The following is a 20,244-nucleotide window of genomic DNA, read 5'->3' as shown; positions in this document are numbered from 1 at the left end:
CAAGGGGCGCGAAGCGCCGCATTTTTTGACTGGTTTGTCAAGTGTTTTAGAGAAAAAAGTGGGTGATTTTTGAAAAATAGGTTCTGAAAGCACCATGAAATAAGGGCTGAAGATTCCGAGAAGTTATGGGATTACAAAGGAGGTGGCGGCTTATGGCTTCGTCTTCCAAAACGGATACAGAGGTAATTATCGGAGGGAAAGTATTTACCCTGAGCGGTTATGAGAGTGAAGAGTATCTGCAGAAGGTCGCCTCTTACATTAACAACAAAGTGAATGAGTACAATAAATTGGATGCTTTTCGCAGACAGCCTGCGGAAACCCAGGGAGTTTTACTCCAGCTGAATATTGCGGATGATTATTTCAAGGCCAAAAAACAGATTACCGCACTGGAAGAGGAGCTGCAGGCAAAGGACAGAGATCTCTATGATCTGAAGCATGAGCTGATATCCGCTCAGATTAAGCTGGAAAGTGCAGAAGAGCAGATTAAGACGCTTCAGAAAGCGCAGAACGAGGACGCGAAGGAAATTGTACGTCTGGAAACAGAGCTGAAGAAAAAGTAAAATGGGCTGTCCGAATCCCGGACAGCCTTTTCTTATAAAAGAAAGCGGAGATTTTTATGAATAATCACATAAAAGCTGAGCTGCTGGCGCCGGCCGGAAATGCGGAAGGATTTTACGGTGCCATACATGCCGGTGCGGACGCGGTATATCTGGCAGGGAACAAATTCGGCGCCAGAGCGTATGCGGAAAATTTTACAGCCGAAGAGCTTGTACGATGCATTCGATATGCGCATCTGCTGGGACGGAAAATTTATCTCACTGTGAATACGCTTTTGAAAGAATCCGAATTTGCCGGGCTGTATGAATATCTGTATCCCTTCTGTGAAGCCGGACTGGATGCAGTGATTGTGCAGGACCTGGGGGTACTTAAGTTTATAAGAGAGCATTTTCCGGACTGTAAACTTCACGCGAGCACCCAGATGACGCTGTGCGGAAGCTGGGGGGCTTCTCTCTTACAGTCCATGGGCGTAAGCAGAATTGTTCCTGCAAGAGAGCTGAGTCTGAAGGAACTTACCGTCCTGAAACAGAATACCGGTCTGGAGATAGAGGCTTTTATCCACGGCGCAATGTGCTATTGCTATTCCGGTCAGTGTCTGTTCAGCAGTATTCTCGGAGGGCGCAGCGGCAACCGCGGCCGATGTGCACAGCCCTGCCGGCTGCCCTATTCTGTCATCACAGACGGTGTGAAAAGTAAAAACTGCTATCCTTTAAGCCTGAAAGATATGTGTACCATCGAGCACATTCCCCGGCTGACAGAAGCGGGAATTGACTCCTTTAAAATCGAAGGCCGGATGAAGAGACCGGAATATACTGCAGGCGCCACCGCGCTTTACCGGAAATATATAGACAGATATTATGAGCTGCGGGAGAATAGGGGACTGGAGGAGGCGGCAGAAATTTACAGGGTGAAGAAAACTGACTGGAAGTGTCTGACCTCGCTCTATATCAGGAGCAGTGTCCAGGACGGATATTATTTTAAGCACAATGGCCGGGATATGATTACACTGGATTCGCCTGCCTACAGCGGAAACGAAGAGGCTGTGCTGGCCGGGATCCGGGAGCGGCATCTGGCGGAAGCCCTGAAACTGCCGGTCAGGATGAAGGCAGTGTTTCAGACGGGCAGGCCGGCAGCGCTGACAATACAGCGGGCGGAAGTCAGTGTCAGTGTCAGCTCGGATGTGGTGCAAAGAGCTGAGCGGCATCCTGTCACGGAAGAGAATATCCGAAAGCAGCTGACCCGGCTTGGGGACAGCATCTTCCGCGCGGAATCCGTGGAAATAGACGTAAGCGGGGACTGCTTTTACCCGCTGAAGCAAATCAACGAGCTGCGCAGAAGGGCTGTGGCAGAACTGGAGGAACGCCTTCTGTCTGAGAACGGCTATGGAAAAGCCGTCACCTGCAGAAAAGCGGAGCTTTCGGAGAATAAAGCCCCCGGGAACAGGAAAGGCTTCCGGCACCCGGGAGAAGGTTCCCCTGAAAAAGGATTTGTATTTGCAGTTCGTACCATTCCCCAGCTGGAGGCGGTGGCAGAGGAGACAGGGAGCGGCATGCAGAACATTCCGGTACGGTTGTATGTAGATGGCGATCTGCTTGTGCAGGAATGGGAAACGGTATGTCGTCTGTGCGGAAGCGCTTCCTTCAGCGGCGGAATCTATGCGGCACTGCCTTATATTTTACGGGAATCAGACAGAAGTTATCTCACACAGCTGTATGAAAAGGTACAGGAAAGCAGTCTTTTCCGTGGATTTCTGGTTCGTTCCATGGACGGGCTGGGATTTGTCATGCAGAGAGAGAAAGCTATACCCTGCAGAGGGGATGCCGGACTGTATGTGTGGAATCGGTCTGCGCTGCGGGAGATGGAGGACATGCTGGAAGGCTTCTGCCTGCCATATGAACTGAGAGCTTCGGAGCAGAAGGCTCTTCTGAACGGGCTGCCCTGTGAAAAGGTTGTATACGGCAGGATTCCCATGATGATTACGGCAAACTGTCTGCTGAAAACCACAGACAGGTGCAGAAATCATACAGAGGGGCCAAGAAGAGCCGCATCGGAAAGGCAGCGGTCTAAGTCCTCTGACCGGCTGGTTCTGAAGGATCGCCTGGACAAAGAATTTCCGGTGCTGGTCAATTGTGACCATTGTATGAATATTATATACAACAGTGTCCCGCTGTCCCTGCACCGTGAACTATCCGGATGGAGGGAATGTGTGGATCTGCGTATGGATTTTACATTGGAATCTCCGGAGGAGGTAAAACATCTGATTACTTCCCTCAGAAGCAATATGGCTTTCCCTGAGTCTGAGTATACGACTGGTCATGAAAAGCGGGGGGTAGAATAGAAATTTAAAGGAACGACAAAATGCAGCAATACATTACGGAATTATCAAAATATATCATAGCGGCGCTGATGGTTCTCTACACACTGGGTAGCTTTGTCACACTGTCCCACAGGGGCAGAAAGTACAGAGCTGTCTATCTGATTCAGAACTTTCTGATGTTTGCAGTGCAGCTGTGCATGTTCATGGATATGGCCCTGGTGAACAAAAACATGGAATATATCTTTTTCTATGTGTTTGTACAGATCTTTTTGCTGGCTGTGGTGCTGATGATACCCATGATTTACGAAGAAGCAAACAGGGTGCTGATGAATAATATGTGCATGCTTCTGGGAATCGGTTTATGTATCGTCTCCAGACTTTCTTTCAAGTCTGCTGTCAGGCAGTATATCATTGTGCTGCTTTCACTGGCAGTGTCAATGTTTCTTCCCTGGCTGCTGACGAAAATCCGCTTCCTGAAGAAGCTGACCTGGGGATATGGCCTTGTGGGTGTGGCGCTGCTGGCTATGGTTTTCATTCTGGGAGAAATTACCCATGGATCTAAAATCTCCCTGACAGTGGGGAATATCACATTTCAGCCTTCGGAATTTGTCAAGATTCTATTTATATTCTTTCTGGCAGGTGCACTCTGGGAAAAGGCAGATTTTCTGCGGGTAGCGCTGACCGCCGTCATCGCCGGTACCCATGTGATTCTGCTGGTGGTGTCGAAGGACCTGGGAAGCGCCCTGATTTTTTTTATCAGTTATGTGTTTGTGGTGTTTCTGGCCACGGGGAATTATCTGTATCTTCTGGCAGGGGCTCTGGGCGGAAGCGGAGCCGCGTGGGCGGCATACAGGCTTTTCGGCCATGTGCGGACCCGGGTGCTTGCATGGCAGGACCCATGGACCTATATTGACGATCAGGGATATGCGGTGACACAGTCTCTGTTTGCCATCGGCAGCGACAACTGGTTCGGCATGGGACTTTCACAGGGGGATCCGAAGGCGATTCCCTATGTGGAAATGGATTTTGTATTTTCTGCAATCTGTGAGGAACTGGGTGTAATTTTCGGTATCTGTGTCATACTTCTGTATTTTGTCTGTTTTCTGGAAATGTTGAAAATGGCGATTCTGATCAGAGACCGTTTCTATCAGCTCATTGTATGCGGAATCGGAATTATGTACATCTTTCAGATTTTTCTGACCATCGGCGGGGGAATCAAGCTGATTCCGCTGACGGGGGTCACCCTGCCCTTTATCAGTTACGGAGGCAGCTCGGTGATGACGACAATGATTATGTTTTTCCTGATTCAGGGCATTTATATCAGGTTACAGCAGGAAGGAGCAAGGCACAGTGGCGGAAAAACAAAGCAAAACAGCAAAAAACAGACATGAGATTCTGGTGACAGGCGGCTTTTTTGCGGCGGTATTTGCCGTGCTGATCGTGTATCTGGGATATGTTACGGCTACCAACGGGCAGGACATCATCAATAACAGCTACAATACCAGACAGAAAATTCTGCTGTCCCGAAATTACCGCGGAACAATTTATGCCGGCAGCGGAGAAATTCTGGCGGAAACCACGGTGGACGGAGCCCAGAATGAGATTCGGAATTATCCTTACGGGAATCTGTTTTCACATATCGTGGGATATTCTACCAGAGGGAGAATGGGCGTGGAGGCTCTGGCCAACTATTATCTGATTAATACCAGTACCTCTCTTGCCAATAAGGCCGCAAATGATATCGCAGGCGTGAAAAATCCAGGCGATAGTGTTCATACCACCCTGGATGTGGCAATCCAGCAGGCTGCCGACAACGAGCTCAATATTTACAGGGGCGCCGTGGTGGTGACGGAGGTTTCTACCGGAAAAATACTGGCTCTGGTGTCGCATCCTGATTTTGACCCCAATGAAATCGAGGATATCTGGGAGTCGCTTCTGGAAAATGAGGACAGCTCTGTCCTGCTGAATCGTGCGACACAGGGAAAGTACCCGCCGGGTTCTACTTTTAAAATAGTGACCGCACTGGAATATATCAGAGAGAACCCGGATACCTATACACAGTATTCCTTTGACTGTCCGGGATATTTTAAATCGGGGAACAGCCGAATCAACTGTTACCACGGCACAAATCACGGACAGGTGGATTTTGAGCGCTCTTTTGCCAAATCCTGTAATTCGTCCTTTGCCAAAATCGGAATGAGCCTGGACAGGGATTCATTCTCGGAGACCCTGGAAGATTTACTGTTTAACGAGCCGCTTCCCCTGGAACTGCCCTGTCTGAAAAGCAGTCTCCGGATGTCAGAAGAGCTGTCGGTAAATGAGATGATGCAGACTTCCATCGGTCAGGGCAAAACGCAGATTACGCCGATTCACTTAAATATGATTACCTGCGCCATTGCAAACGGCGGGAATCTGATGAAGCCCTATGTGATTGACCGTGTGGAAAATGACGCCGGCAGGATTGTGAAATCTTTCCGGCCGGAAAGTTACGGTCAGCTGATAAGCGAAGAAGAGGCGGAAATTCTGAAAGGTCTGATGACGGCTGTGGTGGAGAACGGTACCGCAAAGAAGCTTTCCGGCCGGGAATATACCGCTGCGGGAAAGACCGGGTCAGCGGAGTACAGTGATGTGAAGGAGGACAGCCATGCCTGGTTCACCGGATTTGCACCGGTGGAAAATCCGGAAATCTGCGTGACCATTATCGTGGAAGGCGCCGGCAGCGGAGGCGATTATGCGGTTCCCATTGCCAGACGGATTTTCGACGCATATTTTAACGGGAAAAAATAAGTATTGCACTTCCCCGAAGATTGGACTATACTAATAACAATATCGGCAGTCAAAAACAAAAGCACACCAATCAGGAGGAACTGCGATGCTGGAGGCAACAAGCTGTGGTGGTGTGGTAATTTTTCGTGGAAAAATCCTTCTCCTGTATAAGAATTATAAGAACAAGTATGAAGGATGGGTTTTACCTAAGGGCACTGTGGAGCAGGGAGAAGAATACAAGGAGACAGCTCTGCGGGAGGTGCTTGAGGAATCAGGAGCGAAGGCGACCATTATCAAGTATATTGGGAAAAGCGAGTATTCTTTTTCTGTTCCCGAAGATACTGTGGCAAAGGAAGTGCACTGGTATCTGATGATGGCTGACAGTTATTACAGCAAACCACAAAAAGAAGAATTTTTTTTGGATTCGGGATTTTATAAATATCATGAGGCTTATCATCTGTTAAAATTTTCGAATGAAAAGCAAATTCTGGAAAAGGGCTATGATGAATACCTGGAACTGAAAAGAAGTAATTTATGGGGCAGCCGAAAGTACTATTAGTATTTTCGGCTGTGTTAAAATAAGCAGAGGAATCCTTATATGGCTCTTGGAATTGCATATCGCCCTGAATTATACCTGGGTGAAAGCATTAACAGGAAAAAACTGGATAAAATAAAGAAAAGACTGGAAAACAGACCTCTTTTTTCCGGTGTTTTTCTGATTGCATTTTCCCGCAACCCCTCCGATCAGCTGGAGATATATGAGGCGAAGCAGCTGTCGCAGAGCTATTATCAAAAGTATCCGCCCTACATTGTGGGAATCGCCGGAAGCCGACAGGAAGCTGTGGCTCTGGTGGAGAAAATCGTAAAAGAATGTCTGTCCGTGAGAGGAGACTGCGCGTTAAAGGAGTATCTGCGATGTTAGCTATGAGCCTGCGAATTCTGACTGTAATCGGCATTATCCTTCTGGTGGTAACTGCTCTGCTCCTGGCAGTAATTCTGCTGATTCTGTTCTTCCCCGTCACTTATGATGTGCGTGGCAGTAAGTGTGAGAAAGAACTGAAAGTCACTGCAGGGGCAAGATGGCTTTTCGGACTGTTACGAATGAAGTACCGATATCCGGAGCCGGGCCGGGTCATTGTGAAAGCGCTGTGGTTTACTCTGTATGATTCCGGAAGTGCAGGGGAAGAAAAAGAGGAGAAAGATCCCGGGAAGAAAGCGGGTGCCAGAGAGAAAAAGGGAAAAAAGAAAAATCCTTCACCTGCCGTCGAAGAGAACGCAGATGACGGTGGAACTGCCTGTACGGAAGCTGCCCGGGAAACGGAAGGGGCCGCGGATTGCGGGAGAAGGGAAGCGGATGTTGTCAGAACAGAGACGGATGCTTCCACCGGTGCAGTATCTGATTTCGATGAAGAGAAGGGCTCCGGTGCCGCCGGCAGTATTTTAAAAAAATTTAAGAAGATAAAGTACACAATTCGAAATATATATGATAAAATAAGAGAAGTTTGGGAAAATATATCATATTATACAGAGCTTTTACGGGAAGAAGATACACGGCAGCTTTTTGCACATATATGGCTCAGGCTGGATAAAATACTGCGAAATATCCGTCCCAGACATTTGCGGGCGGATATACTGTTCGGAACCGGTTCCCCTGATACCACCGGTTATGCTTATGGTGCATATTGCATGGTCTCTTCGGCGCTGGGAAAAGGATTTCTGGTGACACCGGATTTTGAACGGGCGGTATTTCAGGCCGAATTTGAAGTGTCCGGTCATATTACATTGTGGGTATTGTCAGTGAATGCGCTGAAGCTGTTTCTGGATAAACGGCTGAAAGCATTTATCCGTAAGCTGAAAAAAGCGAAAACAAAAAAAGCTTAAAGGGAAAAGCTTGAGAATGGAGGGAATATGGCAGATAAGGAAAACAGAGAAAACCAGTTTCAGGGAGTAGTGGAATCTCTGCTGAGAGGGATGGATACCGTATTATCCACCAAAACAGTGGTGGGAGAGGCGACGAAAATCGGAGATACCATCATTCTTCCGCTTGTGGATGTCTCTTTCGGTGTGGGGGCCGGGGCCGGCAGCAAATCTGATTCTTCAAACGGCGCAAAGAATTCGGCATCCGGAGCCGGCGGTATGGGCGGAAAGATGACTCCCAGCGCAGTGCTTGTCATTAAGGACGGTGCCGTCAAGCTGGTAAATATCAAAAATCAGGATGCAGTCACAAAGGTACTGGACATGATTCCGGATATTGTCGATAAATTTACAAAACCGAAAGAGAAGTCGGCAAAAGCTTCCGATGAAATATCCGATGCGGAAGTGGTTGATATTGCATTTCCGGAAGAAAAGGAATAAACAGAGAGCAGTTTACAGGGAAGTGTCCGGAAAGCTGACATTTCCCCGGGAAAAATGCATATAATGAACTGATGAAATGACCTGAGGCTGGCGACAGGAATCGTATGAAAAAAATCATTGGACTTATTGCATTTTTCATTGCAATCGGAATGCTGCTTATGTTGGTAACTCATAACCGCCTGGTAGGTCTGGTTATAATTGCCCTGCTTTTGTTTCTGGGATACAATTGTTTCTGCAGCGATTGAAATGGTGATAAAAGGTTAAAAGAACAAAAAAAGAGCAGGTATTCCTGCTCTTTTTAACTGATTAAGCTCTCTCAACCTTGCCGGATCTCAGGCAGCTGGTGCAGACATGCATTCTCTTAGAACCGCCGTTAACCTTGCATTTTACTCTTTTGACATTTGCTTTCCACATTGCATTGGTTTTTCTATTAGAATGGCTGACATTATTTCCAAAAAGAACGCCTTTGCCACAAACATCACACTTAGCCATTTTGACACCTCCTCGACATCTGCGTGTTCTTACGCATGAATTTTATTCATAACAGTGATATAGTAACAGAAATATATGGAAAAAGCAAGTAAAAAAAATCTTTTTTTAATTTTAATATTTAATATTCCCTTTTTCAGGGAAAGCTGTTACAATAAATAATATATGTCTGCGCATGGGGAGCGCGGCAGGCGGCGTAGAAGGGCATTCTCCCGCCTGATTTGAAAAGCGAAAGGAAGGGTTGAGATGAAAGGTTCTTCTATGAATACCCATATGGGAAAGATAGTAGTTCATAATGATGTAATTGCCCAATACGCCGGAAGCGTCGCAGTAGAATGTTTCGGCATTGTGGGAATGGCCGGCGTCAGCGTAAAGGATGGTCTGGTAAAACTTCTCAATCGGGAAAGCATTACCAGAGGTATCAGCGTCACGCTGGACAGGAATAAACTGATACTGGATTTTCATGTGATTGTTGCATATGGTGTCAGCATTCTGGCTGTTACGGATAATCTGATCAGCAACGTAAAGTACAAAGTAGAAGAATTTACCGGTATTGAAATCGAAAAAATCAACATCTATGTAGATGGTGTCAGAGTGATTGATTAAGGAGGACTGTATCGTGAGTTTACAACAAATCGATGCTAAGCTGCTATCCAGAATGTTCCTGGCCGGTGCGAAGAACCTGGAGTGCAAAAAAGAGTGGATTAATGAACTGAACGTTTTTCCCGTTCCCGACGGCGATACGGGCACCAACATGACCATGACGATTATGTCTGCTGCAAAGGAAATATCTGCCCTGGGTGATGGCATTGATATGCGAAGCCTCAGCAAGGCAGTCTCCGGCGGTTCTCTGCGCGGTGCGAGAGGGAATTCCGGCGTAATTCTGTCACAGCTGCTTCGCGGGTTTACGAAAAGGATTCAGGAGGAAGAACAGCTGACCATATCTGTTATGGTCGAAAGCTTTGAAAAAGCTGTGGAGACTGCTTACAAAGCAGTCATGAAGCCAAAAGAGGGAACCATCCTCACCGTTGCCAGAGGAGCCGCAGATAAGGCAAAGGAGCTATACGAGAACGGCGTGACAGATATGGAAAGTTTTCTGGCTGATGTTCTGGAACATGCCAAATATGTGCTGAGCCAGACTCCGGAGATGCTGCCGGTGCTGAAACAGGCCGGCGTGGTGGATTCCGGAGGACAGGGACTGATAGAAGTGATGACCGGGGCACTGGATGCATTTCTGGGCAAGGAGATTGATTTTACTGTCAGTGCAGACGCCGGGGCAGGTACGACTTCCTCCAGGCGGCAGAATGCGGAGGAGCCGGTTGATATTAAATTTGGCTACTGTACCGAATTTATTATCATGCTCAACAAGACATTTAACATTAAAGCGGAAATGGATTTCAAGGCATATCTTGAATCCATTGGCGATTCCATTGTATGTGTGGCTGATGAAGACATTGTGAAGGTGCACGTACATACCAATGACCCGGGATTGGCTATCCAGAAGGCATTGAAGTATGGCGCGCTCTCCAATATGAAGATTGACAATATGCGGCTGGAGCATCAGGAAAAGCTGTTCAGGATGTCCGCCGGAAAAGGCACTGCGGCTGCGGAGACAGCGGCTGCGGATATGAAAAAAGCGGATATGGAGAAAGCATCGGGGACAGCGGCTGAACTGCCTCCCAAAGAATTCGGCTTTATCGCCGTATCTGTGGGAGAGGGAATGAATGAAATCTTCAGAAGTCTCGGCGTGGATTATATCATTGAAGGCGGGCAGACTATGAATCCCAGTACTGCCGATATCCTGGAAGCTGTGGATAAGGTCAATGCCAAAACAGTGTTTGTTCTGCCCAATAACAAAAATATTATCCTGGCGGCCAACCAGGCGGCAGAGCTGACTGCGGACAAGGATCTGTTTGTCATTCCCACCAAAACCATTCCGCAGGGAATTACGGCGGTAATCAATTTCGTTCCGGAGTTAAGTGCCGATGAAAACGAAGCCAATATGATCAGAGAAATCAGGAATGTCTGCTCCGGTGAGGTCACTTATGCGGTACGTGATACCGTCATTGACGACAAGGAGATTCGAAAAGGGGATTATATGGGCATCGGAGATGACGGAATCCTTGCCGTGGGCACTGATATCAGAGGGGTGGCAAAAGACACCATTGCCGGAATGATGACAGAAGAAGCTGAGCTGATCAGCATTTACTATGGAAGCGATGTGAACGGCGAGGAGGCCGAAGCCTTCAGCGCTCTGGTGGCCGAAAGCTATCCTGACTGTGATATAGAATTACAGTATGGCGGACAGCCCATCTATTATTATGTTATATCGGTAGAATGAGACTTGCAGCAATAAGGGAGACAGAATGAGGCTGTCTCTCTTATTCCGTGTTTACTGGATTTTCGAAATTTCGGCTGTGTCAGTCCGGCGGGAAATCCAGATCTGACTGCGGACAGTCTCATCTGTCGGAAAGGAGTCTTCTCTGTGAAGAAAAGTACACTTATAACGGAACTGAAAGGTGTGGGTGAGAAGACACAGAAGCTGTATGCAAAGCTGAATATCAAAACAGTGGGTGATCTGCTTGCCGATTATCCCAGAGATTATGAAACCTTCGCTGAACCGGTGAAAATCGCGCAGGCTCCACGGGAGGAAGCGGCTGCCGTCTATGCCGCCGTGACGGGAATTCTGAGCGAAAAGAGGGCCGGGAAACTGCACATTCTCAATCTGAATGTGTCGGATGCCTCCGGCAGCCTGACGCTGACTTTTTATAATATGCCTTTCCTGAAAAAGACTTTAAAACGGGGAGGCTTTTACATTTTCAGAGGCGTGATACACAGGCGCGGGAATGCCGGAGTCATGGAACAGCCTAAAATTTATTCTCCGGAAGACTACCGGAAGCTGACCAATCGGCTGATTCCACGCTATTCTCTGACAAAAGGCCTCACCAATCAGGCAATACAGAAATGTGTGAAGCAGGTGCTGTCTCTGTATGACTTTGGAACTGAATATTATAACCAGACGATTTTGAAAAAAAATAATCTGATACCTGAACGTGAGGCTGTGGAAACCATCCATTTTCCAGACGATTATGATGCCCTGATACGGGCAAGAAGACGGATTGTGTTCGATGAGTTCTTCTCTTTTTTATTTCTTATGAGGAAAAACAGAGAATTCTGCGAGCAGCTGAGCAATTCTCATCCCATGATGGAGACGGCCGACACAGTCCGCTTTCTGGAGCAGCTGCCGTTTCCGCTGACAAAAGCCCAGGAAAAGGTATGGAAAGAAATAAAGGAAGATTTAAGCTCTCCCTGCTGTATGAACCGTCTGATTCAGGGGGATGTGGGATCCGGCAAAACGATTCTGGCTGTTCTGGCGCTTCTGATGACCGCGGCGAACGGATACCAGGGAGCCCTGATGGCACCTACCGAAGTGCTGGCAATACAGCATTACGAAACCATAACGGAATATGCCGGAAAATACGGTCTGATTTTCCGGCCTGTGCTGCTGGTGGGTTCCATGAGCAGCAAAGAGAAAAAACAGGTTTACGGACAGATTGCCTCAGGAGAGGCCAATCTGATTATAGGCACCCATGCGCTGATTCAGGAAAAAGTGCAGTATGCTTCTCTGGCGCTGGTTGTCACCGACGAACAGCACCGCTTTGGCGTCAGACAGCGGGAACACCTGGCCGGGAAGGGAAATACCCCTCATATTCTGGTCATGAGCGCCACCCCCATTCCCAGAACCCTTGCTATCATTCTGTATGGAGATCTGCACATCTCTGTCATTGACGAAATGCCCGCCGACCGCCTGCCCATTAAGAACTGTGTGGTGGGAACTGCCTATCGGCCAAAGGCCTACAAATTTATTGCGGGAGAGGTGGAAAAGGGGCGGCAGGTTTATGTCATCTGCCCTCAGATAGCGGGCGACGAGGAGGATACGGAAGGCAGTCCTGTGCTGGAAAATGTAGTGGATTATGCGGAAAAGCTGAGAAATGCACTGCCTCCGGGCATTCAGGTTGCGTTTCTCCATGGAAAAATGCGGCCTGCGGATAAAAACCGGATTATGGAGGAATTTGCTGCCAGGTCAATTGATGTGCTGGTGTCCACCACGGTCATAGAGGTGGGAATCAACGTACCCAACGCCACTGTGATGATGGTGGAAAATGCGGAACGGTTTGGGTTGGCTCAGCTTCATCAGCTGCGGGGACGTGTGGGAAGAGGAAAACATCAGAGCTACTGTATTTTTGTCAGCGGCAGTGAGAAAAAGGACACCATGGAACGGCTGGAAATACTGAATAAATCAAATGACGGATTTTTTATTGCCTCACAAGACCTGAAGCTCCGGGGGCCCGGAGACCTGTTCGGAATCAGACAGAGCGGAGAATTCTCCTTCCGAATCGGAGACATTTATTCGGATGCATCTGTGTTAAAGCAGGCTTCGGATGCTGTTGACGAGCTTCTGCAGGAGGATCCGGAGCTTAGGCAGCCGGAAAATGCACTTCTGCGTGTTCATCTGTCGGAAACAGCAGCAGACAGTGTTGACTTTCGTACGCTGTAACGGTAGAATAGTAACAGTATTTTTATCTATTATTTATATGCAGGAGGAAGTTATGCCGGAGATAGCAATTGTTACGGACAGCAACAGCGGTATCACCCAGGAAGCGGGAAGGAAACTGGGAATCCATGTGCTGCCCATGCCTTTTATGATTAACGAGGAGACATTCTATGAGGATATTGACCTGACCCAGGAGGAATTCTATGATAAGCTGGCGTCGGGGGCGAATATCGGGACAAGCCAGCCCAGCCCGGAGTCTGTCATGAAACTCTGGGATACGCTGCTGAAGGAGTGTGATGAAATTGTGCACATTCCCATGAGCAGCGGCCTGTCCGGCTCCTGTCAGAGCGCCATGATCCTGGCGGAGGAGTATGAGGGTAAGGTTCAGGTGGTAAATAATCAGCGGATTTCCGTTACCCAGAGACAGTCCTGCCTGGATGCAAAGCTTCTGGCCGGAAAAGGGATGAATGCAAGGCAAATCAGAGAGTTTCTGGAAGCAGATAAGTTCAACAGCAGCATTTACATTATGCTGGACACCCTGTATTATCTGAAAAAGGGAGGCAGAATCACGCCTGCCGCTGCGGCCATTGGCACCATGCTGCGGCTGAAGCCCGTACTGCAGATTCAGGGAGATAAGCTGGATGCTTTTGCAAAAGCCAGAACCACCAATCAGGGCAAGTCGATTATGATGAATGCAATTAAGAGCGATATTGAGAATCGTTTCGGCGGAATGACCGAAGATAAACATATATGGCTTCAGATTGCCCATACGGCAAATCTGGAGGCAGCTCAGGAGTACCGTCGGGAAATAGAAGAGGTCTTCCCCGGATATGACATACACATTGATGCACTTTCTCTGAGTGTGGCCTGTCATATCGGGCCCGGGGCGCTGGCTTTTGCCTGCTGCAGGAAAATTGAGGTTTGAGTATGGACGTATTCAGCAGACTTGCACCTTTTATCCAGGATTTCATCTATCAGAATAAGTGGGAGGAGCTGCATGGCAATCAGGTGGCTGCCTGCGAGGTGATTTTCGACAGCGACGATAACCTGCTGCTTTCTTCCGGCACCGCCTCCGGCAAGACAGAGGCGGCCTTTCTGCCGGTTCTCACGGAGCTTTACAATCATCCTTCCCGCTCTGTGGGCGTCATGTATATTTCACCCCTGAAAGCGCTGATAAACGATCAGTTCAAAAGGCTGGAATTACTGCTTCTGGATTCCCACATTCCTGTGACGAAATGGCATGGGGATGCATCCGTGAACAGTAAGGAAAAGCTGCTTAAGAATCCGGAAGGACTGATTCAGATCACACCGGAATCTCTGGAAAGTCTGCTGACCAACAAACGGGGCGCCTGTCTCTCTCTGTTTTCAGATCTGCGTTTTGTCATTATTGACGAGGTACATCACTTTATGCGGGATGAAAGGGGCTTACAGCTTCTGTGCGTTCTGGAGCGCCTGCAGGCTCTGACAGGAGTGATTCCCCGGAGAATCGGGCTGTCCGCCACTCTGGGTGATGTATCCGCGGCCAAAACCTGGCTGAACACCGGCACAGGGCGGGATTGTGCCGCTCCCCTGGTAAATGAGGGGAAAAAACGTGTCCGGCTTCATATCGAGCGATTTGTCAATTATGCGGACAAGCGGGATTTTGTGGAGCGAAACGGCAGTCAGAATATGATACATGCAGATACTGGCGGCGATATCGGAGACCGTGAACATTACGAATATCTCTTTCAGCAGACACTGGACAAGAAGACGATCGTTTTTGCCAACAGCCGGGAAGAGATTGAACTTGTAATGGCAAATCTGCGGGAGCTCGCACTGAAAAAGAAGGCTCCGGATGTCTACAGAGTCCATCATGGAAACGTGTCCGCACTTCTTCGGGAGAATACGGAAGATGAAATGAAATCCGGCGACGAGAAAATTGTCACCGGTGCCACTGTCACTCTGGAGCTTGGAATTGATATCGGCTCTCTGGATCAGGCCGTGCAGATTGGGGCACCTTTAAATGTCTCCGCTTTTGCCCAGCGTCTGGGACGCTGCGGAAGACGGGGACAGGTTCCGCAGCTGCTTTTCACTTTTGTGGAAAGTATCAAGATCAATTCCTCGGATATCCTGGGACCTATTAACTGGGAATTTATCCGGACCATTGCCATCATCGAGCTTTATTTACGGGAGCATTGGCTGGAACCCATACCGCCGAGAAATCATGCATATAATCTTCTCTATCACCAGACCATGTGCTGTCTGAAAAGCAACGGAGAGATGTCTCCTGCCGGTCTGGCCCAGATGGTGTTGAAGCTGGGGTGCTTTCGCCGGATTCCCCAGGAAGATTACCGGAAACTGCTGCAGCATCTGATTGAGATAGAACAGCTGGAGCGCACGGAGCGCGGCGGGATTATTGTAGGCCGCAGGGGAGAGAAAGAAATTAACAGTCACAAGTTTCTCACGGTATTCCTGGCGCCGGAATATTTCCTGGTGAAGGATGAAAACCGGACCATCGGTACAGTGGACAAGCCTTATCCCGTGGGTATGCGCTTTGCGCTGGCAGGGTTGTCCTGGGAGACAGTGGATATCAATGTAAAGTCCAAAGTGATTTTTGTGAAACGCATCCCCGGCATTTCCGTGGTGGACTGGGACAGAGATTTCGAAGCCGAGTTTCATACCGTTCTGGTCCGGAAGATCCGCAGTGTGATGAAGCAGGACGAATCTTATCCTTATCTGAGTGACAGATGCGGAGAGCGGCTGACGGAAATTCAGTATATTGCGAGAAACAGCGGCATTCTGGAGCATTTGATTACACCGCTGTCCGACAAAAAGTATGCGGTCTTCCCCTGGGTGGGCACCAGACAGCTGGTGACGCTTCACTTTGCTCTGCTGCACCGCAGAATCAAGAGTAAAATACCCTGGAATACCTGCATTTACCTGGAAATTTTTTTCGAGGGCACGCCGGAGGCGCTGGAGGAAATCATTCACGATATCCTGCATTCGGAGCTGGACCTGAATGAATTGCCGCTGCCTGACAAGGTGCAGATGAATGGTAAGTACAATGAATTTATTCCGTTTTCCCTTCTCCGGAAGCAGTTTATCGAAGACTATCTGGATCTGAACGGGCTAAAAAGAGATATGTGTGATTTTAATATTGCGGTTTCCCCAAAAGGGGATTAAAATAGAAGGAAATGTTCAGAATTGCAGATAGAAAAGAAACACAAGGAACAGCAGAAAGAGGAATGACTATGAAAATCAGAACAAGATATGCCCCCAGTCCTACAGGAAGAATGCATGTGGGAAACCTGCGCTCAGCGCTGTACGAATTTTTAATCGCAAAGCATGAGGGCGGCGATTTTATGCTCAGAATCGAGGACACCGATCAGGAGCGCTATGTGGAAGGCGCCACGGAGATTATTTACCGTACGCTGGAGAAGACAGGTCTGATTCATGACGAGGGGCCGGATAAAGACGGCGGCTATGGCCCTTATGTACAGAGTGAGCGGATTAAGACCGGAATCTATATGAAATATGCCGAAGAGTTAATTGAAAAAGGGGAAGCCTATTACTGCTTCTGTGACAAAGAGCGGCTTGCCTCCCTGAAAACGGAGGTAGTGGAAGGGAAAGAGATTTCCATTTATGACAAGCATTGTCTTTCGCTCTCCAGGGAGGAAGTGGAGGCAAATCTGGCGGCGGGAAAGCCCTTTGTTATCCGGCAGAACAATCCGGCGGAAGGCTCCACCACATTCCATGACGAATTATACGGAGACATCACTGTGGAAAATGCAGAGCTGGACGATATGATACTGATTAAGTCGGACGGATTTCCCACTTACAATTTTGCCAATGTGGTGGATGATCACACTATGAATATCACGCATGTGGTCCGCGGTAACGAGTATCTGTCTTCTTCGCCCAAGTATGCGCGCCTTTATGACGCATTCGGCTGGGAGGCGCCCAAATACGTTCATCTGCCGCTGGTGACAGATGAAAATCATAAAAAGCTTGCCAAAAGAGGAGGAAGCGAATCCTTTGAAGGCCTGCTGGAGCAGGGCTTTCTCACGGAGGCCATCGTGAATTTCATCGCTCTGCTGGGCTGGAGCCCGGAGGACAACAGAGAGATTTTCTCGCTGGATGAACTGATTAAAGAATTTGATTATCACAGAATCAGCAAATCCCCGGCGGTATTTGATATGGTGAAGCTGCGCTGGATGAACGGCGAGTATATCAAGGCAATGGATTTTGATACCTTCTGTGAAATGGCGGAACCTTTCCTGAAAAAAGCGTTGACAAAGGAGCTGGATCTGCGTAAAATAGCCGCCATGGTAAAGACACGTATCGAAGTGTTTCCGGATATTGTGGAGATGGTGGATTTCTTTGAGGCACTGCCGGCATACGACATTTCCATGTATACCCATAAGAAAATGAAGACGAATGCGGCTTCTTCCCTGGAAGTTCTGCAGGAAGTGCTGCCTTTGCTGGAGGCACAGGAAGATTACAGCAACGATGCGCTCTATGAGACACTGACAAAGTATGTGGCGGAAAAAGGATGCAAAAACGGTTATGTGATGTGGCCCATCCGAACGGCAGTATCCGGAAAGCAGACCACGCCTGCAGGCGCCACCGAGATTATGGAAGTGCTGGGCAAGGAAGCGTCTCTGGAGAGAATCCGCAGAGGAATCGAAATGCTGCGGGAAGGCTGAAAATATTTTCCGGCAACAGGTTGACAGATTATCGGAACTGAATTATCATATCACTATCAGGACAAATCTGTGAAAGGTGCATTCGCACATTCGGGCAGTTTCTGCCGAAATTTTTCACACACATCGGCAGAGACGCCCCGAAAGCATACATTCCGCGTCTCTGCCTGACAATTTCAGAAAGAGAGGATACGAAATGGATTTAACAAATGCCAATGAGGCACAGAAAGCCGCAATTATGTACTTATGCGGCCCATGCCTTGTGCTTGCCGGGCCGGGAAGCGGCAAGACTTACACCATTACGAACAGGATTCTTTATCTGCTGGAGCAGGGAATCCCTCCGGAATCCATCCTGGTGATTACTTTTATGAAGGAGGCTGCTCTGTCCATGCAGAGCCGCTTTCAGGAAATGGCGTCCGCCGCATATCCTGTTAACTTCGGAACCTTTCACTCTATCTTTTTTCATATTCTGAGAGAATCCCATACCCTCAAATCGAATCAGCTTCTTGGTCATTCTGAAAAAAGCGCTCTTTTACTTCCCATACTGAAGAAATATGAAACCAGTCAGGAGGAGAACTCAGGCGAAGCTTCCCGGGAGAATGAAAACAGTCTGCATGACGATGCCGCCAAAATTCTGTCCGCCATCAGTTATTACAAAAATACCATGGAACTGTCGGCTGCGGGAGAGAAGGTTTCCGGAAAGTGGCAGCCGTACTTTGAGAGAATCTGCAGAGATTACGGAACTGCTGTAAAAAAGACAGGACGGCTTGACTTTGACGATATGCTTTATGAATGTAAAATGCTGCTGCAGGACAATGAATCGGTCAGAATGTACTGGCAAAGCCGTTTTCGGCACATATTAATCGATGAATTCCAGGATATCAATCCGGTCCAGTATGAGGCGGTAAAGCTGTTGACTGCGGCGTCCTGTCAGATTTTTGCTGTAGGGGATGATGACCAGTCCATTTATGGATTCAGAGGGTCCCGGCCGGAATGCTTAAGGCGGTTTTCTGAAGAATTTCAGGCAAAACAATTTCTGCTGGCTGTCAATTACAGAAGCAGACATGAGATTGTTCAGGCGTCCCTGGCTGTCATCGGGGAAAATAAGGATAGATTTGAAAAGCAGCTGCAGGCTGCCGCAAAACCACCGGACCTGGAGTATCTGACGGCACAGAGAAGCGGGGAAGAAACGGGACAGTCAGTCACAGCGGGAGCAGGAAGCCTTAACGGGCCGGTGGCTCTCTATGGCTTTGCCGAAAGAGATGAACAATACAGCCACATGATACAGTCCCTGTCCCCATGGCTTCAGACAGGCGAAAGCTGTGCTGTGCTTTTTCGCACCAATGCCTATATGCAGAACTTTGCGGCCAGGCTGAAATCAGCGGCTCTGCCCTATGAGATGAAAGAGCGGACAGAGAGCATTTATGATCATTTTATCGTTCAGGATATTATGGCTTATTTGCAGATTGGGTATGGGCAGGGGAAACGGGAACATATGCTGCGTGTCATGAATAAACCGTCCCGCTATATCAGCAGGGAAGCTCTGGGAGAAGGCGAGATAAATTTTGAGAGGATACGGGCCTATTATGTCAGAGCTCCATTGCCGGAAGCGAAGAAAACTCATGTGACGGAAGAACTGCTGCGCTTTGAACGCCAGTTTCGGAGTATCGGAAGCTTTTCTCTGCGCCCGGCAATCAGCTATATTCTGAAAGCAATGGGATATGAGCAGTATCTGAAGACACTTTCCGGGACGGACAGCGATAAATGGCAGGAATGGCTGGAACTGCTGGACTGGCTGAAAGAAGATGCGGCCGCATATGAAAGTCTTGAAGAATGGCAGAGCTTTCAGCGGGATTATACAAAGTCTCTGGAAGAGAATCAGGAGAAAGCTGCTTCCGGACGGCAGTATCCCCGGGGAAAGGAAACGGCAGCGAGCCAGTGTAAGATGAATCCGGTGCAGCTGCTGACTGTACACGGGGCAAAGGGGCTGGAATTTGACAGAGTGTGGATTCCGGATTGCAATGAGAAAATTTTTCCTCATGGCTCCATGCCGGACGAGAAGACAGTAGAAGAGGAGAGGCGGATTTTTTATGTGGCTATGACAAGGGCAAAAAAATGCCTGGAGCTTCTGTACCTGACCGGTACAAAAGAACGCCCCAGGCAGCCTTCCAGATTTCTGAATCCGCTTTTCTCTCACTCGTCTATCAGCTCGTCAAATTCACAGCTGTCGAGATACTCGTCAAAAGCCTCGGATACTTTTTCATATTCCTCGTCATCCGCGATATAATCCAGCACCGGTTCTTCGTTGGGATCCTCCGGATTTTCACTGTAGCTGTAGAACCATACTTCACCGTCCTCGTTTTCCCCGTTTTCGTCCAGGGGGAGCAGCACGATGTAATCTTTGGATTCCACGGTCAGAATGGTAATTACGGCGCAGTTTACCACTGTACCGTCATCCAGTTCCAACTCTACCGTCATTTCCTCGTCTTCGTAATCGTTTTTCTTTTCCATAAGAAAACCTC

Annotated in this window: 18 protein-coding genes; 16 read left to right on the top strand and 2 right to left on the bottom strand. The window is 48.4% G+C overall.

What is annotated here, in order from left to right; all coding sequences use genetic code 11:
• The first annotated feature begins 152 nt into the window (after nucleotides 1-152).
• The 9 genes from NSB25_RS21375 (at nucleotide 153) to NSB25_RS21335 (ending at nucleotide 8,241) form a co-directional block, all read left to right on the top strand.
• Complete coding sequence (locus NSB25_RS21375; protein ID WP_103241503.1) at nucleotides 153-560, top strand: cell division protein ZapA; 408 nt, start codon at nucleotides 153-155, stop codon at nucleotides 558-560.
• Nucleotides 561-616: 56 nt separating this feature from the next.
• The gene (locus NSB25_RS21370) at nucleotides 617-2,896 is read left to right on the top strand and encodes a peptidase U32 family protein (RefSeq protein WP_103241504.1); all 2,280 of its coding nucleotides are present in this window, start codon (nucleotides 617-619) and stop codon (nucleotides 2,894-2,896) included.
• Nucleotides 2,897-2,916: 20 nt separating this feature from the next.
• Nucleotides 2,917-4,266: an FtsW/RodA/SpoVE family cell cycle protein gene (locus NSB25_RS21365; protein WP_103241505.1), complete on the top strand. Its 1,350-nt coding sequence runs from the start codon at nucleotides 2,917-2,919 to the stop codon at nucleotides 4,264-4,266.
• On the top strand, nucleotides 4,226-5,662 hold the full coding sequence (locus NSB25_RS21360) for a peptidoglycan D,D-transpeptidase FtsI family protein (protein ID WP_103241506.1): 1,437 nt from the start codon (nucleotides 4,226-4,228) through the stop codon (nucleotides 5,660-5,662). The genes NSB25_RS21365 and NSB25_RS21360 overlap by 41 nt, the downstream gene beginning before the upstream one ends.
• A gap of 85 nt (nucleotides 5,663-5,747) precedes the next feature.
• Entirely contained in the window at nucleotides 5,748-6,200 is a 453-nt protein-coding gene (locus tag NSB25_RS21355; protein WP_103241507.1) for an NUDIX hydrolase, read from the top strand.
• A 39-nt stretch (nucleotides 6,201-6,239) separates the two neighbouring features.
• Entirely contained in the window at nucleotides 6,240-6,563 is a 324-nt protein-coding gene (locus NSB25_RS21350; RefSeq protein WP_103241508.1) for a hypothetical protein, read from the top strand.
• Nucleotides 6,557-7,522 carry a hypothetical protein gene (locus NSB25_RS21345; protein WP_146040147.1) on the top strand — a complete coding sequence of 322 codons (966 nt, stop codon included), beginning with the start codon at nucleotides 6,557-6,559 and terminating at the stop codon, nucleotides 7,520-7,522. The genes NSB25_RS21350 and NSB25_RS21345 overlap by 7 nt, the downstream gene beginning before the upstream one ends.
• A 27-nt stretch (nucleotides 7,523-7,549) precedes the next feature.
• Nucleotides 7,550-7,996, top strand: coding sequence for a GerW family sporulation protein (locus tag NSB25_RS21340; protein WP_103241510.1), 447 nt, complete (start codon nucleotides 7,550-7,552; stop codon nucleotides 7,994-7,996).
• A gap of 104 nt (nucleotides 7,997-8,100) precedes the next feature.
• A complete protein-coding gene (locus tag NSB25_RS21335; protein ID WP_172455233.1) occupies nucleotides 8,101-8,241 on the top strand; it encodes a hypothetical protein in 141 nt (46 codons plus the stop codon).
• 61 nt (nucleotides 8,242-8,302) lie between these two features.
• On the opposite strand, the gene rpmB is transcribed toward NSB25_RS21335, so the two are convergent.
• Entirely contained in the window at nucleotides 8,303-8,488 is a 186-nt protein-coding gene (gene rpmB, locus NSB25_RS21330) for a 50S ribosomal protein L28 (RefSeq protein WP_103241511.1), read from the bottom strand.
• Between the two features lie 243 nt (nucleotides 8,489-8,731).
• Here rpmB and NSB25_RS21325 point away from each other — a divergent pair, with 243 nt between their 5' ends.
• The 7 genes from NSB25_RS21325 to NSB25_RS21295 all read left to right on the top strand — a co-directional run bounded on the left by NSB25_RS21325 (nucleotide 8,732) and on the right by NSB25_RS21295 (nucleotide 20,009).
• Complete coding sequence (locus NSB25_RS21325; RefSeq protein WP_103241512.1) at nucleotides 8,732-9,091, top strand: Asp23/Gls24 family envelope stress response protein; 360 nt, start codon at nucleotides 8,732-8,734, stop codon at nucleotides 9,089-9,091.
• Nucleotides 9,092-9,104: 13 nt separating this feature from the next.
• Nucleotides 9,105-10,826 (top strand): DAK2 domain-containing protein, encoded by a 1,722-nt coding sequence (locus NSB25_RS21320; RefSeq protein WP_103241513.1) that lies wholly within the window; start codon nucleotides 9,105-9,107, stop codon nucleotides 10,824-10,826.
• Between the two features lie 144 nt (nucleotides 10,827-10,970).
• Nucleotides 10,971-13,043 carry an ATP-dependent DNA helicase RecG gene (gene recG / locus NSB25_RS21315; RefSeq protein WP_103241514.1) on the top strand — a complete coding sequence of 691 codons (2,073 nt, stop codon included), beginning with the start codon at nucleotides 10,971-10,973 and terminating at the stop codon, nucleotides 13,041-13,043.
• A gap of 52 nt (nucleotides 13,044-13,095) precedes the next feature.
• A complete protein-coding gene (locus NSB25_RS21310) occupies nucleotides 13,096-13,965 on the top strand; it encodes a DegV family protein (RefSeq protein ID WP_103241515.1) in 870 nt (289 codons plus the stop codon).
• A gap of 2 nt (nucleotides 13,966-13,967) precedes the next feature.
• Nucleotides 13,968-16,202: a DEAD/DEAH box helicase gene (locus NSB25_RS21305; protein WP_103241516.1), complete on the top strand. Its 2,235-nt coding sequence runs from the start codon at nucleotides 13,968-13,970 to the stop codon at nucleotides 16,200-16,202.
• 62 nt (nucleotides 16,203-16,264) lie between these two features.
• Nucleotides 16,265-17,725 carry a glutamate--tRNA ligase gene (gene gltX, locus NSB25_RS21300; RefSeq protein ID WP_103241556.1) on the top strand — a complete coding sequence of 487 codons (1,461 nt, stop codon included), beginning with the start codon at nucleotides 16,265-16,267 and terminating at the stop codon, nucleotides 17,723-17,725.
• 193 nt (nucleotides 17,726-17,918) lie between these two features.
• Nucleotides 17,919-20,009: an ATP-dependent helicase gene (locus NSB25_RS21295; protein ID WP_103241517.1), complete on the top strand. Its 2,091-nt coding sequence runs from the start codon at nucleotides 17,919-17,921 to the stop codon at nucleotides 20,007-20,009.
• On the opposite strand, the gene NSB25_RS21290 is transcribed toward NSB25_RS21295, so the two are convergent.
• Nucleotides 19,916-20,233: a DUF1292 domain-containing protein gene (locus NSB25_RS21290; RefSeq protein ID WP_103241518.1), complete on the bottom strand. Its 318-nt coding sequence runs from the start codon at nucleotides 20,231-20,233 to the stop codon at nucleotides 19,916-19,918. The genes NSB25_RS21295 and NSB25_RS21290 overlap by 94 nt on opposite strands.
• Between the last annotated feature and the right edge of the window lie 11 nt (nucleotides 20,234-20,244).

Source organism: Acetatifactor muris, from assembly GCF_024623325.1.
Classification (GTDB): Bacteria; Bacillota; Clostridia; order Lachnospirales; family Lachnospiraceae; genus Acetatifactor; species Acetatifactor muris.
Note: the sequence above shows the minus strand (reverse complement) of the source record. Positions and strands in the feature narration are given on the sequence as shown.